22 protein-coding genes and 1 pseudogene are annotated in these 25,440 nt (G+C 68.5%); 18 read left to right on the plus strand and 5 right to left on the minus strand.

The annotated features are described in order from the left end of the window. Positions 1-304: pseudogene (locus G3I40_RS07380) on the minus strand (type VII secretion protein EccE); the annotation flags it as partial. A 351-nt stretch (positions 305-655) separates the two neighbouring features. Here G3I40_RS07380 and eccB point away from each other — a divergent pair. Together eccB and mycP are read left to right on the plus strand one after the other, a co-directional pair. Then, the gene (gene eccB / locus G3I40_RS07385) at positions 656-2,200 is read left to right on the plus strand and encodes a type VII secretion protein EccB (protein WP_164301350.1); all 1,545 of its coding nucleotides are present in this window, start codon (positions 656-658) and stop codon (positions 2,198-2,200) included. A gap of 80 nt (positions 2,201-2,280) precedes the next feature. Next, positions 2,281-3,489: a type VII secretion-associated serine protease mycosin gene (gene mycP / locus G3I40_RS07390; protein ID WP_164301377.1), complete on the plus strand. Its 1,209-nt coding sequence runs from the start codon at positions 2,281-2,283 to the stop codon at positions 3,487-3,489. A 34-nt stretch (positions 3,490-3,523) separates the two neighbouring features. On the opposite strand, the gene G3I40_RS07395 is transcribed toward mycP, so the two are convergent. Further along, on the minus strand, positions 3,524-3,811 hold the full coding sequence (locus G3I40_RS07395; RefSeq protein WP_164301351.1) for a hypothetical protein: 288 nt from the start codon (positions 3,809-3,811) through the stop codon (positions 3,524-3,526). Positions 3,812-4,170: 359 nt separating this feature from the next. On the opposite strand from G3I40_RS07395, the gene G3I40_RS07400 reads away from it, so the two are divergent. Genes G3I40_RS07400 through G3I40_RS07410 form a run of 3 tightly spaced genes read left to right on the plus strand, consistent with a single transcriptional unit; the run spans position 4,171 to position 6,396 of the window. Further along, positions 4,171-4,476 (plus strand): hypothetical protein, encoded by a 306-nt coding sequence (locus tag G3I40_RS07400; protein WP_164301352.1) that lies wholly within the window; start codon positions 4,171-4,173, stop codon positions 4,474-4,476. A 51-nt stretch (positions 4,477-4,527) separates the two neighbouring features. Beyond that, positions 4,528-5,823: a putative T7SS-secreted protein gene (locus G3I40_RS07405; protein WP_164301353.1), complete on the plus strand. Its 1,296-nt coding sequence runs from the start codon at positions 4,528-4,530 to the stop codon at positions 5,821-5,823. 48 nt (positions 5,824-5,871) lie between these two features. Further along, on the plus strand, positions 5,872-6,396 hold the full coding sequence (locus G3I40_RS07410) for a hypothetical protein (protein ID WP_203643602.1): 525 nt from the start codon (positions 5,872-5,874) through the stop codon (positions 6,394-6,396). A gap of 27 nt (positions 6,397-6,423) precedes the next feature. Here G3I40_RS07410 and G3I40_RS07415 read toward each other — a convergent pair whose 3' ends face one another. Beyond that, positions 6,424-7,143 carry a hypothetical protein gene (locus G3I40_RS07415; RefSeq protein ID WP_164301354.1) on the minus strand — a complete coding sequence of 240 codons (720 nt, stop codon included), beginning with the start codon at positions 7,141-7,143 and terminating at the stop codon, positions 6,424-6,426. 261 nt (positions 7,144-7,404) lie between these two features. On the opposite strand from G3I40_RS07415, the gene G3I40_RS07420 reads away from it, so the two are divergent. The 12 genes from G3I40_RS07420 to G3I40_RS07475 all read left to right on the plus strand — a co-directional run bounded on the left by G3I40_RS07420 (position 7,405) and on the right by G3I40_RS07475 (position 20,463). After that, positions 7,405-7,749, plus strand: coding sequence for a DUF4333 domain-containing protein (locus G3I40_RS07420; protein WP_164301379.1), 345 nt, complete (start codon positions 7,405-7,407; stop codon positions 7,747-7,749). Between the two features lie 345 nt (positions 7,750-8,094). Continuing rightward, positions 8,095-8,685 carry a hypothetical protein gene (locus G3I40_RS07425; RefSeq protein WP_203643604.1) on the plus strand — a complete coding sequence of 197 codons (591 nt, stop codon included), beginning with the start codon at positions 8,095-8,097 and terminating at the stop codon, positions 8,683-8,685. After that, complete coding sequence (locus tag G3I40_RS07430) at positions 8,685-10,463, plus strand: hypothetical protein (RefSeq protein WP_164301355.1); 1,779 nt, start codon at positions 8,685-8,687, stop codon at positions 10,461-10,463. The genes G3I40_RS07425 and G3I40_RS07430 overlap by 1 nt, the downstream gene beginning before the upstream one ends. Before the next feature lie 121 nt (positions 10,464-10,584). Then, entirely contained in the window at positions 10,585-11,766 is a 1,182-nt protein-coding gene (locus tag G3I40_RS07435; protein ID WP_164301380.1) for a S8 family serine peptidase, read from the plus strand. A gap of 120 nt (positions 11,767-11,886) precedes the next feature. Continuing rightward, entirely contained in the window at positions 11,887-12,252 is a 366-nt protein-coding gene (locus tag G3I40_RS07440; protein WP_164301356.1) for a WXG100 family type VII secretion target, read from the plus strand. Between the two features lie 70 nt (positions 12,253-12,322). Further along, positions 12,323-12,625 carry a WXG100 family type VII secretion target gene (locus G3I40_RS07445; protein ID WP_164301357.1) on the plus strand — a complete coding sequence of 101 codons (303 nt, stop codon included), beginning with the start codon at positions 12,323-12,325 and terminating at the stop codon, positions 12,623-12,625. 381 nt (positions 12,626-13,006) lie between these two features. Beyond that, positions 13,007-14,227, plus strand: a complete 1,221-nt coding sequence (locus tag G3I40_RS07450) for a PQQ-binding-like beta-propeller repeat protein (RefSeq protein WP_164301358.1) — start codon at positions 13,007-13,009, stop codon at positions 14,225-14,227. A gap of 937 nt (positions 14,228-15,164) precedes the next feature. After that, positions 15,165-15,947, plus strand: coding sequence for an MHYT domain-containing protein (locus tag G3I40_RS07455; protein ID WP_164301359.1), 783 nt, complete (start codon positions 15,165-15,167; stop codon positions 15,945-15,947). 446 nt (positions 15,948-16,393) lie between these two features. Beyond that, positions 16,394-19,039: a nitrate- and nitrite sensing domain-containing protein gene (locus G3I40_RS07460; protein WP_164301360.1), complete on the plus strand. Its 2,646-nt coding sequence runs from the start codon at positions 16,394-16,396 to the stop codon at positions 19,037-19,039. Next, positions 19,036-19,473 carry a roadblock/LC7 domain-containing protein gene (locus G3I40_RS07465; RefSeq protein ID WP_164301361.1) on the plus strand — a complete coding sequence of 146 codons (438 nt, stop codon included), beginning with the start codon at positions 19,036-19,038 and terminating at the stop codon, positions 19,471-19,473. The genes G3I40_RS07460 and G3I40_RS07465 overlap by 4 nt, the downstream gene beginning before the upstream one ends. Beyond that, complete coding sequence (locus G3I40_RS07470; RefSeq protein ID WP_343244851.1) at positions 19,470-19,880, plus strand: DUF742 domain-containing protein; 411 nt, start codon at positions 19,470-19,472, stop codon at positions 19,878-19,880. The genes G3I40_RS07465 and G3I40_RS07470 overlap by 4 nt, the downstream gene beginning before the upstream one ends. Beyond that, positions 19,861-20,463 carry an ATP/GTP-binding protein gene (locus tag G3I40_RS07475; protein WP_164301362.1) on the plus strand — a complete coding sequence of 201 codons (603 nt, stop codon included), beginning with the start codon at positions 19,861-19,863 and terminating at the stop codon, positions 20,461-20,463. Before G3I40_RS07470 ends, G3I40_RS07475 begins: the two co-directional genes overlap by 20 nt. A 112-nt stretch (positions 20,464-20,575) precedes the next feature. Here the strand turns inward: G3I40_RS07475 and G3I40_RS07480 are convergent, their stop codons facing one another. After that, positions 20,576-20,908 (minus strand): DUF397 domain-containing protein, encoded by a 333-nt coding sequence (locus G3I40_RS07480; protein ID WP_164301363.1) that lies wholly within the window; start codon positions 20,906-20,908, stop codon positions 20,576-20,578. Positions 20,909-21,081: 173 nt separating this feature from the next. On the opposite strand from G3I40_RS07480, the gene G3I40_RS07485 reads away from it, so the two are divergent. Further along, positions 21,082-21,276 carry a hypothetical protein gene (locus G3I40_RS07485; protein ID WP_164301364.1) on the plus strand — a complete coding sequence of 65 codons (195 nt, stop codon included), beginning with the start codon at positions 21,082-21,084 and terminating at the stop codon, positions 21,274-21,276. 141 nt (positions 21,277-21,417) lie between these two features. Here G3I40_RS07485 and eccCa read toward each other — a convergent pair whose 3' ends face one another. After that, positions 21,418-25,404 carry a type VII secretion protein EccCa gene (gene eccCa / locus G3I40_RS07490; protein ID WP_164301365.1) on the minus strand — a complete coding sequence of 1,329 codons (3,987 nt, stop codon included), beginning with the start codon at positions 25,402-25,404 and terminating at the stop codon, positions 21,418-21,420. Positions 25,405-25,440: the final 36 nt, after the last annotated feature.

The raw sequence follows: 25,440 nt of genomic DNA on the forward strand, positions 1-25,440 counted from the left end.
GCGTGCTCGCCGCGCCGCGCCTGCGGGCCCGCAGCGCGAGCACGCTGCCCAGCCACTCCGGCAGGGAGCGCCCCCGGCGCCGTACGAGAGCGAGCAGCAGCAGAACGGCGGCGACCGCGCCCGTGGCGGTCATCGCGACCATGTTGTCGGCGACCCAGCCGCACACCACGAGGGCGGCGGCGAGCTCGATCAGCACGAGCCGCTGCGCACGGAACGAGCCGCCACGGCCGGAGCGCGACTTCAAATGAGGTGAGGCGCTGGACGGCTGTGCCTGCTGCCCCGGATGTCCTTGACCAGGAGGCATGTGCGGCATCTGTGAAGAGGAAGGAGATCCCTGCCCAGAACGGTCACCCGATCGTGACCCCGATTGCGACCGCGATCGAGCCCGCGTTGCGGAAGCCATCACTCCAAACCCCCCGAACTCTCCCGAAATCCCATGCCCAAAGGTCCCTCACAAGGCTCCACAGTCCTGCCCGGAAGGCCTCAGCACCCTACCCGTGCCACACGCACAACGTCGTAACAGGCATAGTAGGGGCCGGGTCTGACAGCCACGGCGTCGCCGGCGACCACCGCCGCACTTCACAGCCGGGCGTCAGCCGATCGAAGACGGGGGAATACGCCCCCACGGCTCCGCACGGGGAGAGAGCGGACACAGATGGCATCACGGCGGGACGAACTCAACGCCTACACCTTCGCGAAGCGCCGCACTTTGGCGTCCTTCCTCCAGCCCTCTCCGTCGGGCTCCGAGGAGGGCGCGCCGCGGCCGCTGCGGGCGGTACTGCCCGGCACGATCGTCGGTGTGGTGGTCCTCGCGGTCTTCGGCGGCATCGGGATGTTCAGCCCCGCGGCCCCGAAGGGCTGGAAGGAGCCGTACAAGAACGTCATCGTGGCGAGCAAGTCCACGACCCGCTACGTGATCATGCGGACGGGCAAGAAGGACCAGGCCCAGCTCCACCCGGTCCTCAACATGGCCTCCGCCAAGCTCCTCCTCGACGACGGCCGCCAGGACAGCGTGATGACCGTCCAGGAGTCGGTGCTCGACAGCGGCAAGATCCCGCACGGCGCCACCGTCGGCATCCCGTACGCCCCCGACCGTCTGCCCTCCTCCGACGAGGCCTCCGCGCAGAAGCGCTGGATGGTGTGCGAGCGGCCCACCAGCGGCGGCGAGGTTCAGCAGGCGACGTTCGTGCTCGGCAAGAACGACCGCGCGAAGACGGACAGCACCGACCGGCTGACCGGCGGCGAGCTGATGTACGTCGTCTCCGACGACAAGGCCAAGACCGAGTACATCGTCGACGCCAAGGGCACCAAGTACACGCTGTCGGCCACCGACAGCCTCCAGAAGCAGCAACTGCTGCGCGCCCTCGACGCGTTCGGCCACACGCCGCAGAAGGTCTCCGACGAGTGGCTGGCCACGCTGCACGACGGCACGCCCGTCGCCTTCCCGACGGTCGACGGCACCGCGAACACCCCCTCGCACAACACCGGTTCGCTGGACGCGGCGAACAACAAGGTCGGCAAGGTGCTCGTCACCAAGAACGCCACGAACGGGGTGCAGTACTACGTGGTCCTGCCGGACCGCATCGCGACGGTCACGCCGTTCACCGCGCAGCTCCTGCTCGCCAGCAAGGACCTGTCCGGGGCGAACCCGAACAGCGAGGCCCAGCAGGTGGCGCTCGGCCAGATCGTCACCGACGGCACCTTCGCCGGCGACAAGAACTGGCCCGAGCAGCAGGCAAAGACCGTCAACGACGCGGCCGCGACCGGCAACGGCCGCAACGTCATCTGCAACACCCTGCGCGGCGTCGGCGCGAACAACCGCACCACGCTGAGCACATGGGCGGGCGACGACTTCCCGGTCGCGCTGGCCACCGGCTCCTCCAGCACGTACGTCACTCCCGGCTCCGGCCAGCTGTTCAAGCAGGTCCAGAACACGGGCACCTCGGGCGGCCTGTTCCTGGTGACGGACACGGGCCTGCGCTACGCACTCCAGTCGAACAGCGACGGCGACGCGAACGGCACGGCGGTCGACCAGTCCAAGAAGCGCGACAAGCAGCTCCTCCAGGAGACCCAGATCGCCCGTACCCGCCTCGGGTACGAGAAGGCGAAGACAACCGACATCCCGGTCGAGTGGTCGAAGTTCCTGCCGACGGGCCCGGCCCTGTCGTCGGGCGCGGCGCGCCAGCCGCAGGGTTCGTAGGGCGCACGGGGGACCAACTGATGCGACACGTAAGCCACTTGAGTCACTTCGGCCACTTGAGCCGCAGGACGCTGCTGGTGATGGCGGCGACGGCCCTGACCGCGACGGCGACGACCACCTTCCTGCTGCCGGCGGCCCCGGCGGCCGCGGACGACCAGTGCGAGTTCGGCAAGACCACGTACAAGGGCCGCCCCTGGGCACTGCAGCGCGTCAACCTCGACGAGCTGTGGCAGGAGGCGACCGGCAAGAACGTACGGGTCGCGGTCATCGACACGGGCGTCGACATCAAGAACCCGCAGCTCACGTCCGCCGTGGACGCCAAGAGCGGCAAGAACTACCTCAAGAAGAAGATCAAGGGCGAGACGAACCAGGAGTGGGGCAACGCGTCCGGCACCACGGACACCGTCGGCCATGGCACGCGCGTGGCCGGCATCATCGCCGCCCGCAAGGGCAAGGGCACCGGCTTCGTGGGCCTGGCACCCGCCGCGAAGATCATCCCGATCAAGCAGAACGACGCGGAGGGCACCGGCACCGCCGAGACCCTCGCCCTGGCGATCAACCACGCCGTCACCCAGGGCGCCGACGTCATCAACATCTCCCAGGACACGGCAAACGCCGCCGAACCCGCGCCCGAGCTCCAGCAGGCGGTCGACGCGGCTCTGAACAAGAAGATCGTCGTCGTGGCCTCGGCCGGGAACGACGGCCTGGGCGGCAAGGCGGGCCGCACCTACCCGGCGTCCTACCCCGGCGTCCTCGCCGTCGCCGCCTCCGACCGCAACAACGAACGCGCCTCCTTCTCGCAGGCGGGCGAGTGGCTCGGCGTCGCCGCCCCCGGCGTCGACATGATCTCCACGGTCCCGCAGGGCGGCCAGTGCTCCGACAACGGCACGAGCTTCTCGGCCCCGTACGTGGCCGGCGTGGCAGCCCTCCTCAAGGAGAAGCACGCCGACTGGTCCGCGGCCCAGATCGTCGCCCAGATCGAACAGACCGCGGAACGCTCGATCCCCGGCGCCGACGAGTACGTCGGCTGGGGCGTGATCGACCCGGTGGCGGCCCTCACGGACGACGACCACCCGGTCGAGTCCCCCTCCCCCCAGGCGGCAGGCCCCCAGGCCGAGCCCCCCAAGGTCCCGCCCCTCCACTTCGGCGAAACAGCCGACGAACGCAACTCCCGCCTCGCGAGCTACGTCCTGGTCGGCGGCCTGGTAGCGGTCGCGGGCCTCGGCGGCGCGGCGGTGGCGGTACGGGATGCGCGGCGTCGGCGGGCGGGGGTTGGACGGGGGGTGTGACACGGCGTCTCCCCGCGGGGGCCGCGTCGCGCGCCTACTGCCGACGGAACCGAACGTAACCGTCCAGCAGGGCCAGCAGGACCAGGCCGCTCACAAACACGACCCCGGCCATCCTGACGTTCCCGCGCCGATCGAGCCCAAGGCCCACCAGGCTCAGCGCACAACCGGCGGCGGCCAACGCGGAGTCGAACCAGACCCCGAACCAGGCCTGCTGCACCGCTCGACCCAGCATGGCGGCGGCGAACAGGGCGCCGAGAAGCATGTGGGCGCGGCGCTCGTCCTGGCGCCTTGCGAGGCGGTGTTCGAGCAGTTCGCTTTGCATGGTGCGTTCCTTTACAGGCCTCTGTCGGAGGTACTGATATCTGGCGCCAGAGCCAGATACCAGGTACATGGCACCAGTCACCTGTACCGGCTGTTCGTCGAGTAGGACGTTCACTGCGAGGAATGCACCACTAACGAGCCACTCCTGTGCGGGACCCCGAAATTCACCCTTGCGGTTGCCTTCTGACAGCCCCCGAGCACGGGCGTGCAGAAGGCTTTCTCCTCTTTCGGATGGCTACCACGGCGGTGTCGCGCCGGGGTGGTGTGCGGGCATCGAGGGGTGCGTTCCCGGTGGTAGCTTCCCTGCCGACGGCGCCATTAGGCCTGCGTACAGGCAAAGTTGACAGAGGGAGAGCCTCCTTGGCCGGTGAACTCGGAGTGGGGCCAGGAGTCCTGAGGCAGGGCGCCAAGGACATGGTCGAAATCCTGAAGCCGGTCAAGAAAGTGGACCTGGGCGACGCGGGCGACCTGGCCACCAAGATCGGGAACGACGATTCGGCCGCGGCGCTGGTGACGTTCTGCGCGACGTGGGAGTCGGGGGCCGAATTCCTGGCCGACTGCGCGGCGAGCCTGGCCGACGGACTCGCCCAGGCCAATGGGGACTTCGAGGACACGGACGAGGCGATCCGTGACGCGGTGAGGTCCGTCAAGAAGGCGTTGGCCTGACGGAACTGATCCGGGCTCAGATACAGGAACCAGAACGGGGATTGCGCACTCATGGGAGCCACGCTCGGGTCGACCGACGACCCGAAGGACCTCATCCCGGGTGAAGCGGGCAAGCTCGGCGACATCGAGACCGAGCTCAACAAGTGGGCGGACAAGTTCGAGAAGATCGGCGACGGCCTCCGTGCCCTGCGCATCAAGGGCTGGGTCGGCCAGGCCAGCGACGCCTTCTGGCCCACGTTGGGCAAGGAGAAGACCAACTGGTACTACGCCGGCGACGCGATGTCCGGCGCGGCCAAGGCGGTCTACGCGTACGCCACCACGTTGACCTGGGCGCAGGGCCAGGCCACCACTGCGATCGCGAACTGGAAGAAGGGCGACCACGAAGGCGCCGAACATCTGCTGAGCGGCGCGCGCAAGCAGCTCAAGGAAGAGGCCGAGAAGCTCACCAAGAAGCTTCACGGCCTCGCCGGCGACGCCAAGGACGCCCCGAGTTGGCTGGTGGGCATCCGGAGCGGGGTCGACACCAAGAAATGGGCGGAGGACCACGGGGTCGGCAAGAGCGCCATCGCGCCCGAGGCATGGGCCAAGGAGAAGAAGTCCTGGTTCGGCACCGATGACAACCCGCGCCACAGGGAACAGGAATGGGGCAAGGGCGAGGACGGCTCTTGGTACCTGAGGGACAAATCCGCGGCCGGAACCGACGAGGAACCTGGACCCGGTGGCAGGAAGGGCGAGTGGAGCATCAAGCTCGCCGAATGGTCCGGCAAGGCCAGCGTGTGGTCGGACGGCATCGACGGCGATGGCAAGTGGGGCGACACCAAGTACAAGTACGCGGCCGGCGTCCAGACGCTGGGTGTGGACGGTTCGATCGGTGCCAGTGTCACCAACGGGCAGTTCCAGGCCGGCGTTTCAGGCTCCGCGTACCTCGCCCAGGCGTCGGCCGAGGGGGGTCTGGAGTACGGCTACGTCGGGGCGCAGGGCGAGGCGAAGGCCTTTGTGGGAGCGGACGCGGGCGCGAAACTCTCGGCCGGCAAAGACGGTGTGCACGCCGGTGCGGAGGCGTTTGCCGGAGCCAAGGCGACCGGTTCGGCCTCCGCCGACGTCGCCGGAGTCGGCGCCGGTGTCAACGGCGAGGCCTGGGCCGGTGTGGGCGCCGAGGCCCACGCCGACATGGGCATGAAGGACGGCAAGTTCACCATCGGCGGAGACGTCGGAGCCGGGTTGGGCGTCGGCGGCAAGGTCGGATTCAATGTCACCGTCGACCCCGGCAAACTGGCCGATGCGCTCGGCGACGGTGCCGATGCCGCGGGCGACGCCTGGGACAGTACCGTCGGCAGCTGGCTCTAGCGTCTGTCCCGGCCCGAGCCGGCGTTCACCGTAAGGATGGGATCCACCATGGCAGCCTCGTTGCCGGTCAAGATTTCCTTTGCCCTGCCGGACGGTTGGCAGGCGGCTCCACCCGACGAGGTGGGGGCGCCGAACGTGGCGTTCGTCGCCCTGCATCCCGCATCCATCGACGACGGGTTCACGGCGAACATCACCCTCTCCGGCGAGATGCGCAACGACGGCGCCACCATCGCGCAGATCGCGGCCGAGTCGGTGCCACGCCTGGAGCAGGGCGGGTCGGTGCGCGTCCTCAAGAAGACCGAGATCGGAACACCGGACCTTCCCGGGCTCACGGATTCCCCTGGAATCGTACAGGACTTGGTCCTCTCGACCACGTTGCGGGGGGAGCCCGTCGAGCTGTGCCAGAGCCAGGTGTATCTCGGCCTCGAGGACGTATGGAACCCCGCTCAGCGCGCTGTGATCGAGATCGTCCTTACCGCGAAACAGAACCAGATCGGTGAAGTCATCGATGACTACAAGCAATTCCTGCGCACGGTGGGCCCGGGTGAGGATTCCGCGCCGCAGGCCGGTTAGCCACCGGCCGCCGCCGGACGAGCTTTCTCAGGCAGATGCCCAGACCTGTGTGGGAATCCGGTCGAGCACGTCGCAGAGATAGTCGAGCCGCTCCTCCAGGGTCTGCGGCGAAAGGGTCCCGGTGTACCAGGTGAACAGCTCGTCGTCACGGACGCGAAGGGGATTGTTCCGAGCCCGCTGATCGGACAGAAGAAAGGCCCGGAAGTCGTCGCTCAGCACGCGCCTGGCGAAATCCTCGTCATGCGTGTCGAATCGGAACTTGTCGTCGAATTCCGGAACACCGAGCAGTTTCCTGGGCCCTCGGCCCATCACCCTGTCGAACTTTCCGGGCCGCCTCAGATTCAGGTACGGTGCCGAGCCGGGAGCCGAGACGAGGATCATCGACTCGATCGTGAGCTTCTTGCTCTCTCCGGCCTGGCCGCTGCCGGAGGCCGGGTTCGAGTACCGGTACTCGAAGCACTTGAACGAACGGCCACGGAACTCCCCGGTGATGTAGTGCCAGGCCGTCAGGTTGGAGCCGCTGCCCGGCATGGGGCCCACACCGCAGTACTCGGTGGCCCGTCCGGCCGCACGCCGTTCGTGCGCCCAGCCGCGCTCCGCGGCGACCTGTTCGAGCTCCGCCCACTCTCTCCGGGTTCTCTTGTCCGCCTGGTTGCTGCGTACGAATGCCCTGATGACCAAGGTGAACATTCCTGCAACGAACACGAACAAGAGGACCTTCACCAAGATCCCAACCAGCTGCTCCATGGCTCGAGATTATTGCGGATGCCGTGTGCTCCTGTGAACTGAGCCCGACTTCGGCATCGTGCCGGCGATCGCACTTGGTGAAGATCCTTCGTTGATGTCGCGCAGAGCCCATGAAGTAAAAGGATGTGCCTGGTTTTGAGCGAAGCGCCGCCCCGTGCGCCTCCTGAGTGCGCCCTGCGCTGAGCGTTCCGCCAAGCCTCTAGTACGCCTCGGGCTCCTGCCCGCCCCCCTGATCACCTGGAATGGAACGCACCATGACCAATTCTCGTCCGTCCGCGCCAACGGGCCGTCTCGGCCGTAGCCGCAGGCACGCTGCTCGTCGGCTGCTCGGCTTCGGTCAGCGTAGGCAATTCCGATCCGAAGATGTCGAAGGAAAAGCTCGCCGACACGGTCGCGGAGAAGCTCGCTTCTCAGGCGGGACAGCCGAAGCCGGACATGTCCTGCCCCGAGGACCTCGAGGGCAAGGTCGGCACCACGACGCGCTGCACGCTGACGGCCTCCGACGGCAGCACCTTGGGTGTGAACATCAAGGTCACCTCGGTGAAGGGCGACCGGATCAACTTCGACGCCGAGGCCGACAAGACGGGTTCCCCGGCGAAGAGCTGACGCGTCGGGCCGCGGGCCCGCTGGAACGCCGACCCGCTCGGCCTCAGCAGAGCCGCGGGCCACCGGCTGCCGGAACCAGGCGACTCGGTGGGGTCGAGCCTGGTCAACACCGACCGCCTCTCCCGGTGTTGACCAGCCTGATCTCCACTGCCTCAGCGCATCGGAAGCGCGCTGAGACAGGCGTGAACGTTTGATGGAGAGGGAACGGGGCGATTCCCGCTCTACGGACATTCTGTGCGAGTTACCCATGGGGCATGTGGGCAAAATCGGTCCAAGGTGGGCAACTTGGTGACCGGTGGATGCGGGTTCGTGACTGAGTTAATGCATAGCTCAGTTGGAGCGGATGTGCCGGATGACTACAGTGGTAAGAGCGCCGTAAGGCGCGACTGTTTTGCGGTCACGCGGCGGGTCGGTCAGGCCGCGGGCCGAGTGGGACTACGGGGAAAACGGGGAGGACGCGTCGTGATTCCGGCGGACGGCGGCGGTGTGTCGACGGCAGCGGCAGCTGACCTGAAGGTCGGCGCGGGGGTTCTGAAGACCTTCAAGCAGCGCGTCGACAAGATCCTTCAGGACTTCGAGGGGTCGGACGGAAGCTCGTCCAAGGTCGGGCATCAGACGTTCACGCAGGACGCGGTCACGAGTGCGACGTCGTTCCACGAAGCGGTGAGCCTGCACAAGGAGTACGAGACGGTCCACGGCAGGATCACCGAGCTCTCCAAGATGTTGTCCCTCCAGATCGAAGCCATGGGGATCGCCGCGCATGGCGCGGAGATCGGCTTCGACAATCTGGAAGACGAACAGCGGCGCCGCTTCTGGGAGATCCAGACGAAGGTCGACCGTGAGGCCGAAGCCGTTGCCGCCCGCAAGAAGCAGAGCGACCATCCTGCTCAGCCGCGCGGCGAGGAGAAGGACGTCGACATCAAGGGGAACCTCTGATGAGTGGTGACAAGCAGCATCCGGGCACCGGCGGGTCGCAGGATCCACAGACGCTGCCCACCGTCGAGGACCTCGGTTCGCCGCAAGAGCTGACCAGCGGCCAAGTAGCCGTGACGAACGTGGCGCAGGCCATGAACAACGTCATGCACGGCATGTTCGGCGGCAAGCCGGGTCGTGCCTATCAGTACGGTGCCAAGGCATCGGACTACGAGGACCAGGACCTCAACACCATGCTCGACCTCCTCGAAGGCACGAAGCCGAGTCATCTCGAGGAAGCCGGACACGCTCTGTGGAGGGCCAGCAAGGCGATCAACGACGCGGCCGAGGAGCTGCGCCAGAACATCACGCACGCGAGCGAGGACTGGAAGGGCCAGTCCGGCACGTCGTTCGAGACGTGGGGCAAGGGCCTGGCGGGCACGACGGAGCAGTTGGCCTCGTACGCCGAACTCGCCGGCGTCCAGGTCTCGGCCGCCGCGGGCGGCCTCGCCTCGGTCAAGAGTTCCATGCCGAAGGAGCGGGACACGCGCTCGCCCTTCGAGCGGAAGAAGCCCGAAGCCTTCGCGATGCCGGCGCAGACGGATTCCAACCCCAAGTACACCGAGGCCAAGAGGGTGGAGAAGGACCGCCAGGAGGCCATCAACCAGATCAACCGGTTGGCGTCCTTCTACTCGGTGTCGGCGCAGGGGCTCAACCAGCTTCAGCAGAGCGAGCCGACGTTTGAGGCCATGCCCAATGTGGGGGTGCCCCAGCCTTCACGGCAGAGGGTCGGCGGCGCCACCGGAGACGGCACCGGCTCGGAAGTGTCACCGGCGGGTCACGCGAGTGCGATCTCGGCGCAGCCGCACTCGCCCGTTGTCGATCACGTGTCGCACCACGCCTCGACGCCGGAGGCGAAGGACGTCCCCGCTTCGATCACGTACCCCGATCGATCGGTCGGGACGGAGATCGACAGTGTGGGGACGCTCCCTCCGCCGACGTCCGAGACCCCGGTCAGTTCACCTCCCTTGGCGACCGGCCCCAGCAACGGGCCGACCAACACGCCGGCGCCGTTCGCGACGGGTTACACCAACCCCATGACGTCGCGCGCGATGCCCACGGCCTACGGAACCGGTGGCGGCAAGACGTCCACCCCGGCTCAGATGCGGACACCCACTTCGGGTGGTACTTCGTCTACGAGTCGTGGCACGACCAACAGCCCCATGGGGCGCGCGACTTCGTCGGGTCAGGCGAGCGGCCGACCTGGGGGCGCGCCGGGCCGTGGCATCACAGGGGGCACGGCGCGACCGACTTCTTCCGCAGCGGGGCGCGGCAGTGGTTCGGGAGCGGGCGCGAACCGCAATGGTGTGGTCGGTGGCAAGCCGAGCACGACGACCGGCAACGTCGGGAAGAACGGATCGCGAGTACCGCGCGGCACTGTCGTGGGTGGCGAGCCGTCGGCGAACGCACGCTCCGGAGCCGGTCGCATCGGCCAGCGGGGTGTGCTGGGCGCGCCCAACGCGGAAACCACGGGCGCGAAGTCGTCGGCCGGAGGCCGACGGGTCCAAGGGGCTTCGGAAGCGGTGACCGGAAGGCCCGCGGCCAGGAACGCAGCCGGGCGTGCAGGGCGCGGTGGATTCTCGGCGGGGGGCTCGGGTCTGGTTCGCGGACCACAAGGCCAGCAGAACCGTTCGGAGGACGACGAGGCGGAGGCCTCGCAACGCCCGGACTATCTGGTCGAGGACCCGGAGACCCACCTGCCCGGCAACCAGCGGCGCGATGTGCCGCCAGTGATCAACTGAGCCCCCAGCGAGGACGTACATCAGCATGAAGTCAGGAATCGGCCATCGTGGAACGATGACAGTGTGCGCTGCGGGACGCACCGCAAGACGCTTCACTGTTGTCGGTGCTGTGCTGGCGGCCATGACCGGTCTGTCTGCCGGCCTGGCTCCGGTGGCCATTGCCGACAGCGGCCGGGCCCAGCAGTGGTACCTGGACGACATGCGTGCCGAGCAGATGTGGAAGGTGAGTACCGGCGCGGGCGTCAAGGTCGCTGTCATCGACAGCGGTGTCAACGCTGAAACGCCTGCCCTCAAAGGGCAGGTTCTCGCCGACGAGGTGAAGGGCGACGTCGGCTATCACGCGACGCAGGACTATGACGGCCACGGCACTTCAGTGGCGGAGACGATCGCGGGTACGGGCAAGGGCGGAGGTCTGCAGGGCGTCGCTCCCGGCGCCAAGATCCTTCCGTATCGCATCCTTCTGGGGGACCTGAAGGACAAAGCGGAGCGGAAGCGTACGCCGGAATCGGCGGAGGCAATCCGTGCGGCGGCGGACAGCGACGCGAAGATCATCAACATGTCGTTCACCAGCGACTACACGACCCCTGACGAGAAGGCGGCCATCAAGTACGCCTATGCGAAGGGCAAGTTGCTTTTTGCGGGTGTCGGTAATGACGCGAAGACCAAGAACTTCGTGGGCTATCCGGCCGCCTACCCCGGCGTGGTCGGTGTCTCGTCGCTGGACGAGTCCGGTCACGTCGGAGACTTCTCCGAGCACGGTGACTACGTCGACCTTGCCGCTCCGGGGCTCGATGTTCCGTACTACTGCGATACCTCGTTCACCTCGTTCTGCAAGGGGCAGGGAACGAGTTTCTCCTCGGCCTACGCCTCGGCCTCCGCCGCCCTGATCTGGTCGGCTCACCCCGACTGGACCGCGAACCAGGTACTCCGCGTTCTGATCGACACGGCCGCCCGCGACTGGCCGAAGAACAAGCCGAGCAACTACTTGGGCTACGGCGTGGTCCGGGCGTCGCAGAACGTGCTTGACGGCAAGGGGAATCCTGGCGCCGCCGACGTCGACCCGATCACCAATGAGAAGACGACGACGGCCAGTTCGCAGTCGGACGCGGCTCCTTCCGCTTCTGCATCAGGCTCGTCACAAGCCTCTACGTCCTCTTCTGGTGGAGCGACTTCAGCGGCAGGATCGGAAGCGAAGTCCTCAAGTGACAGCAACACGTTGTGGATTGCGCTTGGTGCTGTTGCGGCGGTGATCGTGATCGGGGGCGGCGGGTTCGCGGTGTTGCGGGCGCGACGTAACCAATGAGACTTTCAACCGTGGGGTCCCTGCGCTACTTGGGCGGGCCACGGGGGAGCGGTTCGGCCTCAAGCGGGTTGAACCAAAGCAGTTGGATCTCAGACAACCCAAGGAAGGGCAGGGCACACAATGGCTGGCTCTCAGAAGCTTGAAGATGCCGCGGTAGTCGCGCTCCAGAGGCAGATGTCGGAGAAGTACGAAGCCATCGGCAAGCGTGCTCACCGACTGCAGGGTCTGATCGACAGCCTCGAGGGGCAGTGGCAGGGCATCGGTCGATCTGCCTTCGACAAGAAGCAGGTCGAGATCAACGAGTCCCTTAAGGCGATCGGCAACATCCTGGCCGGTGTCATCGAGGCCATGACGCAGACGCGCAACCTCAAGGACGCCAAGGAAGACGACGTGCGTGCGTCCATGAACCGCATCAGCCTGCACGACGGTGACACCACGGGCGACAAGTACACGGCGGACAAGTCTTCCGCGTTCTACAACATGTAGGTCTGCCGGTCTCAAGAACACCCGGCATATTCGGACTGGCCGACACATTGAGTGAGACGAGGTAAGAGTTATGGGCACCAACAACGCGGATGGCTTGGCAGTCAAGTACGACGCGCTGGACATGGCAGCCACCACGATCGGCAACGAGGCCAAGGCGCTCGAGCAGGATCTGGCGGAGCTCCGGCAGCTGGTGGTGCGGAGCCAGGAGTACTGGGAGGGTGACGCCCAGGCCGGTTTCCACGGGAAGCTCCAGAAGTGGGACAAGGAAGCCGGTGAGATTCACACGGCACTGACGGGCATCGGCCACGTCGTGCACACCTCTGGTGGTGACTACATGGCCGGCGACAAGAAGGCGGCCAGCTACTTCCAGTAGGAAGAGGCAGTCGAGGTCGACAGGGTGGGCGTGCAAAGCGCCCACCCTTCGCTTGTGTCCAGAAGGAATGGCACACCAGACCCGGGATTCAGAGAGGGTACAAAAGCCATGGCATTCGGGCCGCCGCCTTCCCCGTTCACTCAATCGCAGCAGGTTGCGGAAGTACATCGGCGCCGCCGAAGCCGCAGGCGACTCGGCGCGCTTCTCGTGCTGGTGATCGTGCTTGCGGGTGGGGCCTGGTTTGCATGGTCGGACCCTGGAGCGCACAAGCCGTCCGACGCCATCGGACAGCGAGCCGCTGCGCAATCCCCCGATGACATCAGGGAGACGGTCGAGAAGCTGCCTGGAGGCTCCCCAGCCGCTGGGCACATGTTGGCAGACATGTCGACCAACACCGTGTTGCCCGGGAAGACCGAGCAGACTCCCGGCCTGTGGGTGACGAAGAAGGCCTTGATCAAGGGGAAGGGGAGCGATCTCTTCGCGGTCGAGGCGAAGGACTCCGTGAAGACCGCCTCGGTGCTGTGGAAGCTTTCCTTGACTGGCACTGTCTGCTGGACCACGGACGATGTCACCGTGGACGGGCGAACTGCCATGATCCTCAAGGACAAGAAGAATGGGAATCGCTGCGACCAGCTTGCGATGATCGACCTCGACTCGGGTAAGAAGCTGTGGCAGACCACGGTTCCGAGGCAGAAGTTTGATGAACTGATCCCGACCGCATTGACCATGGCCAAGGGGGTGGTGGCCACTTCCTGGGGCGACGGCGCCGTTGGCTATGACATGCGGAACGGGCAGAAGTTGTGGCGCCTCGACCCGATGAAGAACTGCAAAATCGCTGGATTCACCGGCGGTAGAACCCTCTTGGTGTTGCATAACTGTTACGGCGTGGCCCCTGGTGGCGAGCTTAGTTTTCAGGTTCAGGCGTTGGATCTGCGCACCGGAAAAACTACGTGGACTTACCGCCTCGCAAGGGGAGTCGACCTCGCCAACATTGTTTCGAGCAGCCCGGTTGTGCTCGCCGTAGGTGCTGGTGACGACATGAAGATGACGGACCTGATCTCGCTTGATTCTCGCGGGAAGTACCAGGCCACTATCCGGCTGGAGGGTGATCGCTATCAAGTCAAATGCAGCGATGACGTCGTGGGTGAATGCTGGGGAGTGGTGATCGGCGGAGGGCAGGCGTTTGTCACGAGTGGTGTGAACCTTGAGGATGTCGATGATGCGGCGAACTGGGTAGTCTCCTTCGACTTGAAAACAGGTAAGGCCGGCCTGAAATTCGACGCGGGGCACGACCAGAGGATGTATCCGCTACGAATGAGTGGCAATCGCGTCCTGGCCACAAGATTCGGATCGGATGATGCGGCTCCTGCCTCAGTCGTCAGCCTCGACCCGAAAACCGGGAAGCAGTCGACATATTTCTACTTCGGCCTTCCTGAAGGATGGGCCGTGGATATGGACGGGGAGGCTGCCCCGGAAATGCAGTTCGAGGACGGCGGCGTATTCTTCGGTAAGCCGTCCATCTACAGCGAAAAGACGGACAGCGGCGTGCCGGCTGAGCAGCGCATGGCCTTCGGCGTCGGACCTGCCGATCAGGGCCAGTGAACCCGTAAGGGCCCCTGGTGCGTCCGGCCGCACGCCGTGCTCACCGGTCTGGACGGTCACTCCGACCACGGACTGAACAGCCCAACGCCCCCGGAGCGTCGACTGGAGTCCGCCCCATCGTGAGCGGCCTCGTCTACGCCAACAGAGGCTTCCTCGTCCGAGGCCCGTATCTGGCATTGGGCGAGCCACAGTTTTCGCCGCCGAAGCGGACTCGGACAGCTCCGGCGCCTCCTCGGGAGCACGCCAAGTGCTCCTCGTGCACGGGCAAGGGGCATTCAGCAAGCTCACCCTGCGAGTCGTGTGGATCCTCGGCCGTGTGGATCCTCGACGGTACAGGCGGCAGAGAGCGCACCGTCGACCAGCTTCGCCCATTCCGGCTGGCTGCCGAGGAGTATTGCGCCCTTCTGAGGCGTGCTTGACCTGACCCGTGCTTGACGGAGGGGTCTCTGCAGCGCTTGACGGAGGGGTCTCTGCAGCGCTTGACGGAGGGGTCTCTGCAGCGGGTGCGTACCGGACCTATGGGGGGCGGGCGAGAAGCGGAAGTTCAGGCCTCGGACACACTCCGAACACCCTCAGCCGTCCACGTGCACCGTGCATTACGCGTCGGATGTCTGGATGCGGACGCTGTCCGGAGCCGCCGTTTTCCGTACCGCGTACGCCAGTTGTCCGAAAAGCGTGGAGTGCGGTGCGGCGACTGCTTCATGTCGGATCTCCGCTGTGGTCCGGCGTGCGGCGTGACAAGAGTCGCATCGAGGGGTGCCGTCGGGGGCGCCCGCCTCCTCGTCGTACGGCGCAACTCGCCTGACGCCTGCGTGACTTACCGGCCAGTCGGGGTCGCGGCGGCAGGTTCGCCGGTGCCCGCCTACCCGCTGACCTGCGTGTTAGCGTCCCGGTTCCGACCGGGGGGTCACCGAACGCGTACCGCGAGAGGAAATCCGTGGGTCACATGCACCACATGTCCGGCGGCTGGATCACACCGGTCCTGTCGTACGTCATGGCCGTCGTCGGCGCTGCCCTCGGGCTGCGTTGCACCGTGCGCGCCCTGGCCGCCCAGGGGCGGTCGAGACGCAGCTGGCTGATCACCGCGTCCGCCGCGATCGGCTCCGGGATCTGGACGATGCACTTCATCGCCATGCTCGGCTACGACGTGGACGGCACCGCCATCCGCTACGACGTGCCGCTGACGCTGCTCAGCCTGCTCGTGGCGATCGTCGTCGTGGGCGCGGGCGTGTTCGTCGCCGGTTACGGGCGTTCGCGCGTGCGGTCCATCGCCTTCGGCGGGCTCGGCACCGGGCTCGGTGTCGCCGCCATGCACTACATCGGAATGGCCGCAGTACGCCTCAACGGTGACACCTCGTACGACCCCGGCCTCGTCGCCCTGTCGGTCGTCATCGCCGTTGTCGCCGCGTCGGCCGCGCTGTGGGCCGCGCTGAGCGTCCAGGGGCCGCTGGCCGCCGCCGTCGCCTCGCTCGTCATGGGGCTTGCCGTCAGCAGCATGCACTACACCGGGATGGCCGCCGTCGGCGTACAGGTGCGCACCGGTACCGCGGCGCTGGGCGGGGCGAGCGCGACGTCCTTCATCCTCCCCCTCGCCGTCGTACTCGGCTCGTTCCTCTTCCTCACCTGCGCCTTCGTCGCCCTCTCGCCCACCGCACGCGAGCGCGCCGAGAGCGAGGCCGCCGCCCGGCCGCTGCACGAGGTGGAACTGCCCGTGGGGTGAGGGCCTTCCCCTGGCCAAGTACACGGCTCCTTGCAAGGTCCATGGCTCTTCGCATGGTCCGCAGTTCCTCGCCGGGTTCGCGGCGCCGTTGCACATCACGGCCTCGTGAGGAACACGGCCCGCTGCACGCCCCGCGACCTCCGCAAGATCCACGGCCGCCGCACGCAACGCCGACGACCTCTGCAAGGTCCACGGCCCTCCACGAGACCGGTGACCATCCACCGGAAGACCGGCGACCATCCACCTGGCCGGCCGACCTCCCCAACGGCCACCACCTTCACAAGGTCCGTCCCCGCCGCAAGCCCCGCCTCCTTCAGAAGCCTCCTTCAGAAGCCCCCGCAGAAGCCCCGCATAAGGACCGCAGAAGCACCCGCCCCTTCCCAGGGCCCCGGCCCGCCCGCACCCCGTCTCCCTCCCCAACTCCCGTCCCCGCGAGGAGATCCGCCATGCCCGCACGCCCTCCGCTGCTCGAACGACTGCGGCCCAAATCCATCAGAGCCAAGGTCGTGACGCTGCTCGCCGTCCCGGTCGTCTGCCTGATGGCGCTGTGGGGGCACGAGGCGGTCACGGTCGCCTCCGGGGTCTCGGCCTCCGAACAGCTCAAGGAGCTCGACTCCACCCTGACCGGACCCGCCACCCGGCTCACCACCGCCGTGCAGGACGAGCGCGCCGCGGCGGTCGGCTACCGCGCGCACCCCGGCACCGCCCGCCGGCACACCTTCGACTCGGCCGTCTCGCGCACCACGCGGGCCGCCGTCGCGTTGCGTACGGGCGTCGCCTCCAACAGCACCGACCTGTCCGCCGTCGACCCCGCGCTGCCCACCCGGGTGGATCGACTGCTCGCCGCCACCCACTCCCTCGCCGCGCCCCGCAAGGCGGCGAGCGACGGCAGCGCGGGCCAGTCCGCCCTCCTCGCCCGCTACGACGGCGTTGCCGACAAGGCCCTCTCTGTACGCGCGTCGCTCGCGGGAGCCTCCGGCGACAGTGCCGGGGGCAGCGCCGGGGACGGCACTGGGCGCGACGCGGCTGCCTCCGACGGGCGTACCGTCCTCGAACTCGCCCGCGCCCGCGAGGCGTTGAGCCGCCAGGACGCGGTCCTCGGTGGTGTGCTCGCCTCCGGCAGCGCCATGACCGTGGGCCAGTACCAGACGTTCGCGGGCGACGTGGCGGTGCAGCGCACGCTCACCGACAGCGCCGTACCCGATCTGTCCGGTGCGGACCGGGCCGCGTACCGAGAGGTACTCGACTCGACCCGGGCCACCGAACTCGGTGCCGCCCAGAACGCGGTGCTCGCAGCAGGTCGTACGGACATGAAGACCGTCACCGGCGCCGTGTCCGCCGACTCCTGGCACGCCGCCGCCGGCGCCACCCTGCACGGGCTCGCCGGCGCGGAGTCCGCCGCCACTACCCGTGGCGGCGACGATGCGCAGCCGTACTCCCTTGCCGCGTTGGGCAGTTCGGGCCTCGCCGTGCTCCTCGGCCTGCTCGGCGTGCTGCTCGCCCTGCTGCTGTCCGTACGCATCGGACGCGGCCTCGTCGCCGACCTCACCGGCCTGCGCAACGCCGCCCTGTACCTGGCCTCCACCCGGCTCCCCGCAGCGGTGCGCCGCATCCACCAGGGCGAGGAGATCGACCTCGACTCCGAGGCGCCGCTCACCCGCACCGGAGCCAAGGACGAGATCGGGCAGGTCGGAGCCGCCCTGACGACCGTGCAGCGGGCCGCCCTGCGCGCCGTCGCCGACCGCGCCGCCGTCCTCACCGGCGTCTCGGGCGTGTACGTCTCTCTCGCGCGGCGCAGCCAGGTACTGCTCCACCGCCAGCTGGAACTCCTCGACACCATGGAGCGCCGCACCGAGAACCCGACCGACCTGGAAGACCTGTTCCGCCTCGACCACCTCACCACCCGCATGCGCCGGCACGCCGAGTCGCTGCTCATCCTCTCCGGCTCCGCGCCGGGGCGGGCCTGGCGCCGGCCGGTGCCGCTGCTCGACGCGCTGCGCGCCGGGATCGCCGAGACCGCCGACATCGAACGCGTCCGCATCGAGGAGACGCCCGAACTGCTCCTGTCGGGCGAGGCGGTGGCCGACCTCGTCCACCTGATCGCCGAACTCACCGAGAACGCCACCTCGTTCTCGCCGCCGCACACTCCCGTCGTCGTACGAGGAGAGGAGGTCGGCGCGGGCGCGGTACTGGAGATCGAGGACCGCGGGCTCGGCATGGGTGACGAGGCGCTGGCCGCCGCGAACGAGCGCATCCGCGCCGCCGACGTCGACCTGCTCGACTCCCGCAAGCTCGGCCTCTTCGTCGTCAACCGCCTCGCGGCGCGGCAACGGCTCGACGTCACGCTGCGTCGGTCGGTGTACGGGGGGATCACGGCGGTGGTGTTCCTGCCGGAGCGGCTGCTGGAGGCCCCGCACCCGGGGTTGCGGTCAGTACCGGAGGCTTCGTACGCCGATCCCGGCCCCGGCCCCGGTCCCGGCCCCAACCCCAACCCCAACCCCAACCCCAGCCCCTATCCCGAGCCCAGCATCGAGCCCGGCCCCGCCGCCGTTTTCGGCCCTGACTCCGCAGCCGCAGCCGCAGCCGCAGCCGCACCCACTCCTGATCACATGTCTGCTTCCGCGTCGGCCCCCACTCCCGTGCCGACTGTCGTCGCTCCGGCACCGGACGCGTCTGCTGATCTGACCACCGACAACCTCCCGCGCCGCGTCCGTCAGGCCCACCTCGCTCCCGAACTCCGTGCGGAATCAGCGCAGTCAGGCCAGCTCAGCGGGGCTGAAGGTCCACGTGGGGCACACCGGGCCAGTAGCCCCAATGGCTCCAATAGCCCCAATGGGCTCAATGGGGCCGACGGGACCGTTGAGTCTCGCCCGCGTTCCCCCGAAGCGGCGCGCGCCACCATGGCCTCGCTCAGCTCCGGCCGACGCCGGGCCCGCGGCGGCGGCCACGGCCACGGCCACGGCCACGGCCACGGCCACGGTCACGGTCACGAGGATCCGCACCGCACCAGCAACACCACGACCAACACCACGACCAACACCACGACCAACACCCCGAGCCACGCCCCGAACAACGAAGAAGGCCCTCGATGACACCGACCTACACGATCACCCAGGTGGGCGGCGACGGCGTCGACTGGCTGCTCGACGACTTGGTCGGCCGGGTCGCCGAGGTCCGGCACGCGGTCATGCTCTCCGCCGACGGGCTGTGCGTCGGCGCCTCCACCGGCATGGGTCGCGACGACGCGGAACGGTTCTCCGCGATCGCCTCCGGATTCCACTCCCTGGCCAAGGGCGCGGGCCGGCACTTCGAGGCGGGCGGCGTCGTCCAGACGATGGTCGAGCTGCAGGGCGGCTTCCTCTTCGTCGTCGCCGCGGGCGACGGCTCCTGTCTGGCCGTGTTCACCGCGGGCCACGCCGACATCGGTCTCGTCGCGTACGAGATGGCACTGCTCGTGGACCGCGTCCAGGAACACCTCGGCGTACCCGGCAGGTCGTCCGTGAGCGGAGAGGGCGGCGCGCCGTGACCGACCCGGATCCGCGTCGCCCCCACTCCGAGTGGAGCGACCGGTACGACGACGAGGCCGGGCCGCTCGTCCGTCTGTACGCCATGACGGCGGGCCGCGCCCGCACCGACAACGGCGCCGAGCGCGTCGACCTGATGGCGATCGTGCACCCCACCGGGACGCAACCCGATCCCCATCTCCCGCCCGAGCAGCGGCAGTTGACGCAACTCTGCGCCCGTGGGCCCCGCCCGGTGGCCGATCTGGCATCGGACTCGGGGCTGCCCCTGGGCGTCGTCCGCGTACTCCTCGGCGACCTCGTCGCGCACGGCCTCGTGCGCATCACACCGCCCGCCGCCACCACGGGACACCAGTCGCGTCCCGCTGCCGACCTCCTGCGAGAAGTGATCCATGGCCTCCGTGCACTCTGAGCCGCTGACCGACCGCCGACCCGGCGCTGGTGCCCCCTCCGGATTCACGGCTCTCAAGCTGCTCGTCGCCGGTGGCTTCGGGGTCGGCAAGACCACCCTCGTCGAGTCGGTCAGCGAGATCCGGCCGCTGCGTACGGAGGAGCCCCTCACCGAGGCGTCCCGTCCCGTCGACCGGCTCGACGGCGTGGAGACCAAGACGACCACCACGGTCGCCATGGACTTCGGCCGCATCTCGCTCCGCGACGACCTGGCCCTGTACCTGTTCGGCACGCCCGGCCAGGACCGGTTCTGGTTCGTCTGGGACGAGTTGGCCACGGGCGCGCTCGGCGCCGTGGTCCTCGCCGACACCCGCAGGCTCGCGGACTGCTTCGCCGCCGTCGACTACTTCGAGAGCCGCGGCATCCCCTTCGTCGTCGCCGTGAACTGCTTCGACGGGGTGCGCTCGCACACGCCCGAGGCGGTGTCCCGCGCTCTCGACCTCGCCCCGGGAACCCCCGTCGTCCTGTGCGACGCGCGCAGCCGGGAATCAGGGAAGGACGTGCTGATCACCCTGGTGGAACACGTGGCGCGCCGCCCGGTCTAAACGCCTCAGCCCCTCAGCCCGTCGGGCCCCTCAGCCGCTCAGAACTCAGGCGTTCACCGCACCGATCGCACCGATCGCACCGATCGCACCGACCCGGGCTGAGGCGGGAGTGCTACTGCTCCGCCGCGGTCCCGCCGTTGTGCGGCGCCGGCTCCAGGTCGAACTCGCCGTCCCGGGCGCCGAGGACGAACGCCGTCCACTCCGCCTCCGTGTACCGCAGCACGGTCTCCGGGTCCAGGGACGAGCGCATCGCCACCGCGCCGTCGGGCAGGTACGCGATCTCCACGCGCTCCTCGTGCTGCTCCGTGCCCGGCGCGCTGTGCCACTCCACGTCGGAGATGTCGAGCGCGTAGAGCTCGTTCTTCTCGCGCTCCTTGCGGGCCTTGGTCTCCTCCGGCGTCTCGGCCGTCTGCTTCCCGGCGTGCTGCTCCTGCGCATCGGCCATGCTGGACGGCCCCTTCCCGACGTACCCATTCCTGACATGCCAACGAACTGCGTGGTCAGCCTACTTGGCGGGGAGAGACGGGTGGGACGGATTGCGACGGTACGGTCACGGGGCATCGACGAGTCGGTGCCGCGGGCCCTTCGGCGCACCGTCCGGCCACTACTGTCGTGGCCATGACTTTCCAGGCTCTCCACGACGCGCATGTGCAGGTCGTCGCCGGACGCGGCTACCACCACTACACCTCGAACCACAGCAGTGGCGGCGGCGGAGGCACCGATCAGTGGTGGTTCTGGCCCCTCATGATCGCGCTCGTCGTCCTCATCGTCTGCATCGTCGTATGGGACCGCCGGCGGCAGAACCGCGGCTGACCGGAAGGGGGCGCGCGTGCACGGCGCACATGGCGCGTATGGCGAAGGGCCGGAGGATTTCTCAACCCTCCGGCCCTTCGCCGTACGCGCCGTACGCGCCCCGTTCGGTCAGCCGCGCGGATGTCGCGCGTCAGCCGCGCATCAGTCCTGGTCCATCAAGCCGATCTGGACCAACGGCTTCCCGCGCTTGCGCGACACGAACACACCCCGGCCGGGCGGCATCGGCCGCGGCCGCACGCCGCCCAGCAGGTCGCCCTCGGTCGGGTCGCCGGCCAACACCACGCCCTGCGCGCCGAGTTCCTTGATGCGCTGCATGAAGCCCTCGTACCCGGCGCGGCCCGAACCGGCCGTGGAGCGGGCGATGATGAAGCGCACGCCGACGTCCCGTGCGAACGGCAGCAGTTCGGTGAGCCCGGAGAGCGGGTTGCCGCTCGACGTCGACACCAGGTCGTAGTCGTCGATGATCACGTAGACCGTCGGGCCGCGCCACCAGCTGCGGTCGCGCAGCTGCTGTGCCGTCACGTCCGCGGTCGGCGTGCGGCGCTGCATCAGGTCGGCCAGCGCGTCCATGTGGTGCTGCATCTGGTTCGACATCGGGATGTACTCGGCGAGGTGCGTCGACGGCGTCACGTCGAGCAGCGAACGCCGGTTGTCGACCACGAACATCTTGCAGCTGTCGCCGTCGTAGCGTGCCGTGAGCTGCTTGATGAGCAGCCTCAGCATGTTCGACTTGCCGGACTCGCTCTCGCCGAAGACGAGGAAGAACGGGTCCTGGTCGAAGTCGACGAACACGGGCTCGAGGTTGTCCTCGTCGAGGGCGAACGCGACACCGCGCTGCGGGAACCGGTCGCCCGGCGGCAGCTGGCGCGCGGCGAACTCCCGCGGCAGGAGACGGACTTCGGGAGCACCGGGAGCCGTCCAGTGCCGGGAGACCTCGGTCGCCAGCGCACTCGTGGCCTCGGCGAGGTCGGTGTCCGACGACAGGCCGTCGATGCGCGGGACCGCCCCCATGAAGTGCTGCTTCTGCGGCGTCTGGCCACGACCGGGCACCCCCGTCGGCACGTTGGCCGCGACCTTGCGGTCGAACTCGGAGTCCATGGTGTCGCCGAGCCGAAGCTCCAGGCGGTTCATGAGGTGGTCCTTCATGTTGGCCCGGACCTCCATGGACCGCGACGCCGTGAGGATCACGTGGATGCCGTAGCCGAGACCGCGCGCCGCGATGTCCAGGACGAGCGGCTCCAACGCCTCGTAGTCGCTGCGGAAGTTGCCCCATCCGTCGATGACCAGGAACACGTCACCCCAGGGCTGGTCGGTCATCGAGATGTCGCCCCGCGCGCGGCGGTTGCGGAAGTCGGCGATCGAGGCGATGCCCGCCGTACGGAAGTACTCCTCGCGACGCGTCAGGACGCCGTAGACCTCGGCCGCGGTACGACGCACCTTCTCGGGGTCGAGGCGCGAGGCCACGCCACCGACGTGCGGCAGACCGGCCACGGCCGCCATGCCGCCACCACCGAAGTCGAGTCCGTAGAACTGGACTTCCTGCGGCGTGTGCGTCAGCGCGAACGACGCGATGAGCGAGCGCACCAGCGTCGACTTGCCGGACTGCGGACCGCCCAGGATCTGCATGTGGCCGGCCGCACCGCCGAAGTCGATCCACAGCGGGTCGCGCCGCTGCTCGTACGGCTTGTCGACGAGACCGACGGGGACGACCAGACGCCCCGCGCCCTCGTAGCCGGGCTGCGTGAGACCGCGCCCCTGTACGGGGGCGAGGCCGGGCAGCAGCGAGTCGAGCGACGGCGGGCTGTCCAGCGGCGGCAGCCACACCTGGTGCGCCGCGGGACCCTGCGCCTCCAGACGCCGCACGATCACGTCGAGCACGGTGTCGGCGAGCGCGTCGTCCTTCTCGTCGCGCGCCGACGCGTTCCCCTCTTCGTCGGACCGCTGCTGCGGCACGGGCGCGTACTGCACCGGAACCTCGGTCGCCGTGAACAGCGCGGGGCGCCGGTCCAGCGGAAGCGGCCCGCCGGCCGTCGCGACCTGCGCCGAGCCGGTGCGGTACACCCCGGACACGTACGCCGCCTTGAAGCGCACCATCTCGTCGGTGCCGAACTTCAGGAAGCCGGAACCCGGCACGTTCGGCAGCTCGTACGCGTCCGGGACACCCAGCGCGGCACGCGACTCGGCGGCGGAGAAGGTCCGCAGGCCGACCCGGTACGACAGGTACGTCTCCAGCCCGCGCAGACGCCCCTCTTCCAGGCGCTGCGAGGCGAGCAGCAGGTGCACGCCCAGCGAACGGCCGATGCGGCCGATCTGCACGAACATCTCGATGAAGTCCGGCTTCGCCGTCAACAGCTCACTGAACTCGTCGATCACCAGGACGAGTGAGGGGATCGGCTGCAGCGGCGCACCGGCCGCGCGCGCCTTCTCGTAGTCGTGGATGTTCGCGTAGTTGCCCGCGTCACGGAGCATCTCCTGGCGGCGGTTGAGCTCGCCACGGATCGAGTCGCCCATGCGGTCGACGAGCGTGAGGTCGTCCGCGAGGTTCGTGATCACGGCCGCGACGTGCGGCATCTGGGACATGCCGGCGAACGTGGCACCGCCCTTGAAGTCCGCGAGGACGAAGTTCAGCGTCTCCGAGGAGTGCGTGACGGCCAGACCGAGCACGAGCGTGCGCAGCAGCTCGGACTTTCCGGAACCGGTGGCGCCGACGCACAGACCGTGCGGGCCCATGCCCTCCTGGGCGGCTTCCTTCAGGTCGAGCATCACGGGCCGGCCGTCGTCGCCGACACCGATCGGCACGCGCAGGCGCTCGGCCTGCGAACGCGGCCGCCAGGTGCGCTTGGTGTCGACGGTGGCCGCGTCGCCCAGGTTCATCAGGTCGGTGAAGTCGAGGTTGGCGAGCAGCGGTTCGTCGTCGCTGTCGCCGCCCGTCGCCATGCGCAGCGGCGCGAGCTGGCGGGCGAGCGCCTCGGCGGCGGCGTACGAGAGCACGTCCGGGGTGCCTTCGTAGACCATGCCGTGCGCCGATTCGAGACGCAGCGCCTTGGGGTGCACGACCACGGAGAGGTCCCCGCGACCGGCCGTGAGGTCGCCGGGGACGACCTCCAGGACGGTCACGCCCTGCAGCCCCTCGGGGCTGGCGAGGATCGACGTGGGAGGCAGGGAGACCCCGTCGAGGACGACCACCAGGTGCGGCTGCTCGGGGACGGGACCGCCACCGGGGTGGAAGCGCGGCCGGCCGTCGAGGCGGCTGCCGAGCAGGTCCTCCAGCTCGACCGGGTTCGTCGTGATCAGACGGCGGCTGCCCGCGCCGTCGGTGAGGCCGGGCACCTGGTTGTGGGGGAGCCACTTCGCCCACTCCCACTCGGGGGCGGTCTGCCGTCCGGCGGCGACCGCGACGACCAGGTCCTCGGGGGAGTGCATGGAGGCGAGGGAGGCCACGATCGCGCGCGCGGAGCCGCGCACGGTCGTCGGCTCACCGCTCACGGACACGTGGTAGAAGGCGCGCAGCGACACCGCCATCGGCAGGTCCTCGAGCGTGCTGTGCGTGGCGAGGAAGCGCTGCATGGCGCCGGCGGTCAGGGGCTCCAGCTCGTCGACCGGGGCGGTCTGCGGCGGTACCAGGGGAGTGGCCAGCCCCTGGGGGCCGAGGCCCACCCGCACCTGCCCGAAGTCCTCGTCACCGGTGCGGCGCTCCCACACGCGGCTGCCCTCGGCGACCAGCGCCCACAGTTGCTCGGGCGAAGGGTGCAGGTAGTACTGCGCGTCGCGCTGCTTGCGCGCGGTACCCAGGGCGTCCCGCCGCGTCTGCGACAGATAGCGCAGGTAGTCGCGGCGCATGTCCGCCATCTGCCCCTGGTTGCCCTTGCGGTAGCGGACCAGCATCGAGATGCCCATGGCGATGGTGGACGCCACCATGACCATGCCCATGATCTTCATGAAGGGCTGGGCCTGGGGATTGAAGAAGAACACGACGGAGCCGCCCATGCCGAGCATGGGCAGGATCTGCATCAGCGCGCCCTCTTGCTGCCCGCGCGGAAGCTCCGGCGGCGGCTGCAGCACCACCTCTTCCGTGGGCACCTCGGACGGCAGTGCCCGAGGTGGGCGCTTGACGACGATGTGGCTCACTTAGCACCAATTCCCTTGCCGGACCGAGCTTTTCCG

The organism is Streptomyces sp. SID14478 (assembly GCF_010548525.1).
Classification (GTDB): Bacteria; Actinomycetota; Actinomycetes; order Streptomycetales; family Streptomycetaceae; genus Streptomyces.

Bases quoted from the DNA above. Each gene is read 5' to 3' on its own strand.
- G3I40_RS07410 (WP_203643602.1), top strand. From the start codon at position 5,872: ATGGCAGCCTCGTTGCCGGTCAAGATTTCCTTTGCCCTGCCGGACGGT.
- G3I40_RS07435 (WP_164301380.1), top strand. From the start codon at position 10,585: ATGACCGGTCTGTCTGCCGGCCTGGCTCCGGTGGCCATTGCCGACAGC.
- G3I40_RS07405 (WP_164301353.1), top strand. From the start codon at position 4,528: ATGGGAGCCACGCTCGGGTCGACCGACGACCCGAAGGACCTCATCCCG.
- G3I40_RS07480 (WP_164301363.1), bottom strand. From the start codon at position 20,908: ATGGCCGATGCGCAGGAGCAGCACGCCGGGAAGCAGACGGCCGAGACG.
- G3I40_RS07430 (WP_164301355.1), top strand. From the start codon at position 8,685: ATGAGTGGTGACAAGCAGCATCCGGGCACCGGCGGGTCGCAGGATCCA.
- G3I40_RS07395 (WP_164301351.1), bottom strand. From the start codon at position 3,811: ATGCAAAGCGAACTGCTCGAACACCGCCTCGCAAGGCGCCAGGACGAG.
- G3I40_RS07485 (WP_164301364.1), top strand. From the start codon at position 21,082: ATGACTTTCCAGGCTCTCCACGACGCGCATGTGCAGGTCGTCGCCGGA.
- G3I40_RS07415 (WP_164301354.1), bottom strand. From the start codon at position 7,143: ATGGAGCAGCTGGTTGGGATCTTGGTGAAGGTCCTCTTGTTCGTGTTC.
- mycP (WP_164301377.1), top strand. From the start codon at position 2,281: ATGGCGGCGACGGCCCTGACCGCGACGGCGACGACCACCTTCCTGCTG.
- G3I40_RS07445 (WP_164301357.1), top strand. From the start codon at position 12,323: ATGGGCACCAACAACGCGGATGGCTTGGCAGTCAAGTACGACGCGCTG.
- G3I40_RS07440 (WP_164301356.1), top strand. From the start codon at position 11,887: ATGGCTGGCTCTCAGAAGCTTGAAGATGCCGCGGTAGTCGCGCTCCAG.
- G3I40_RS07475 (WP_164301362.1), top strand. From the start codon at position 19,861: ATGGCCTCCGTGCACTCTGAGCCGCTGACCGACCGCCGACCCGGCGCT.
- G3I40_RS07450 (WP_164301358.1), top strand. From the start codon at position 13,007: ATGTCGACCAACACCGTGTTGCCCGGGAAGACCGAGCAGACTCCCGGC.
- G3I40_RS07465 (WP_164301361.1), top strand. From the start codon at position 19,036: ATGACACCGACCTACACGATCACCCAGGTGGGCGGCGACGGCGTCGAC.
- eccB (WP_164301350.1), top strand. From the start codon at position 656: ATGGCATCACGGCGGGACGAACTCAACGCCTACACCTTCGCGAAGCGC.
- G3I40_RS07460 (WP_164301360.1), top strand. From the start codon at position 16,394: ATGCCCGCACGCCCTCCGCTGCTCGAACGACTGCGGCCCAAATCCATC.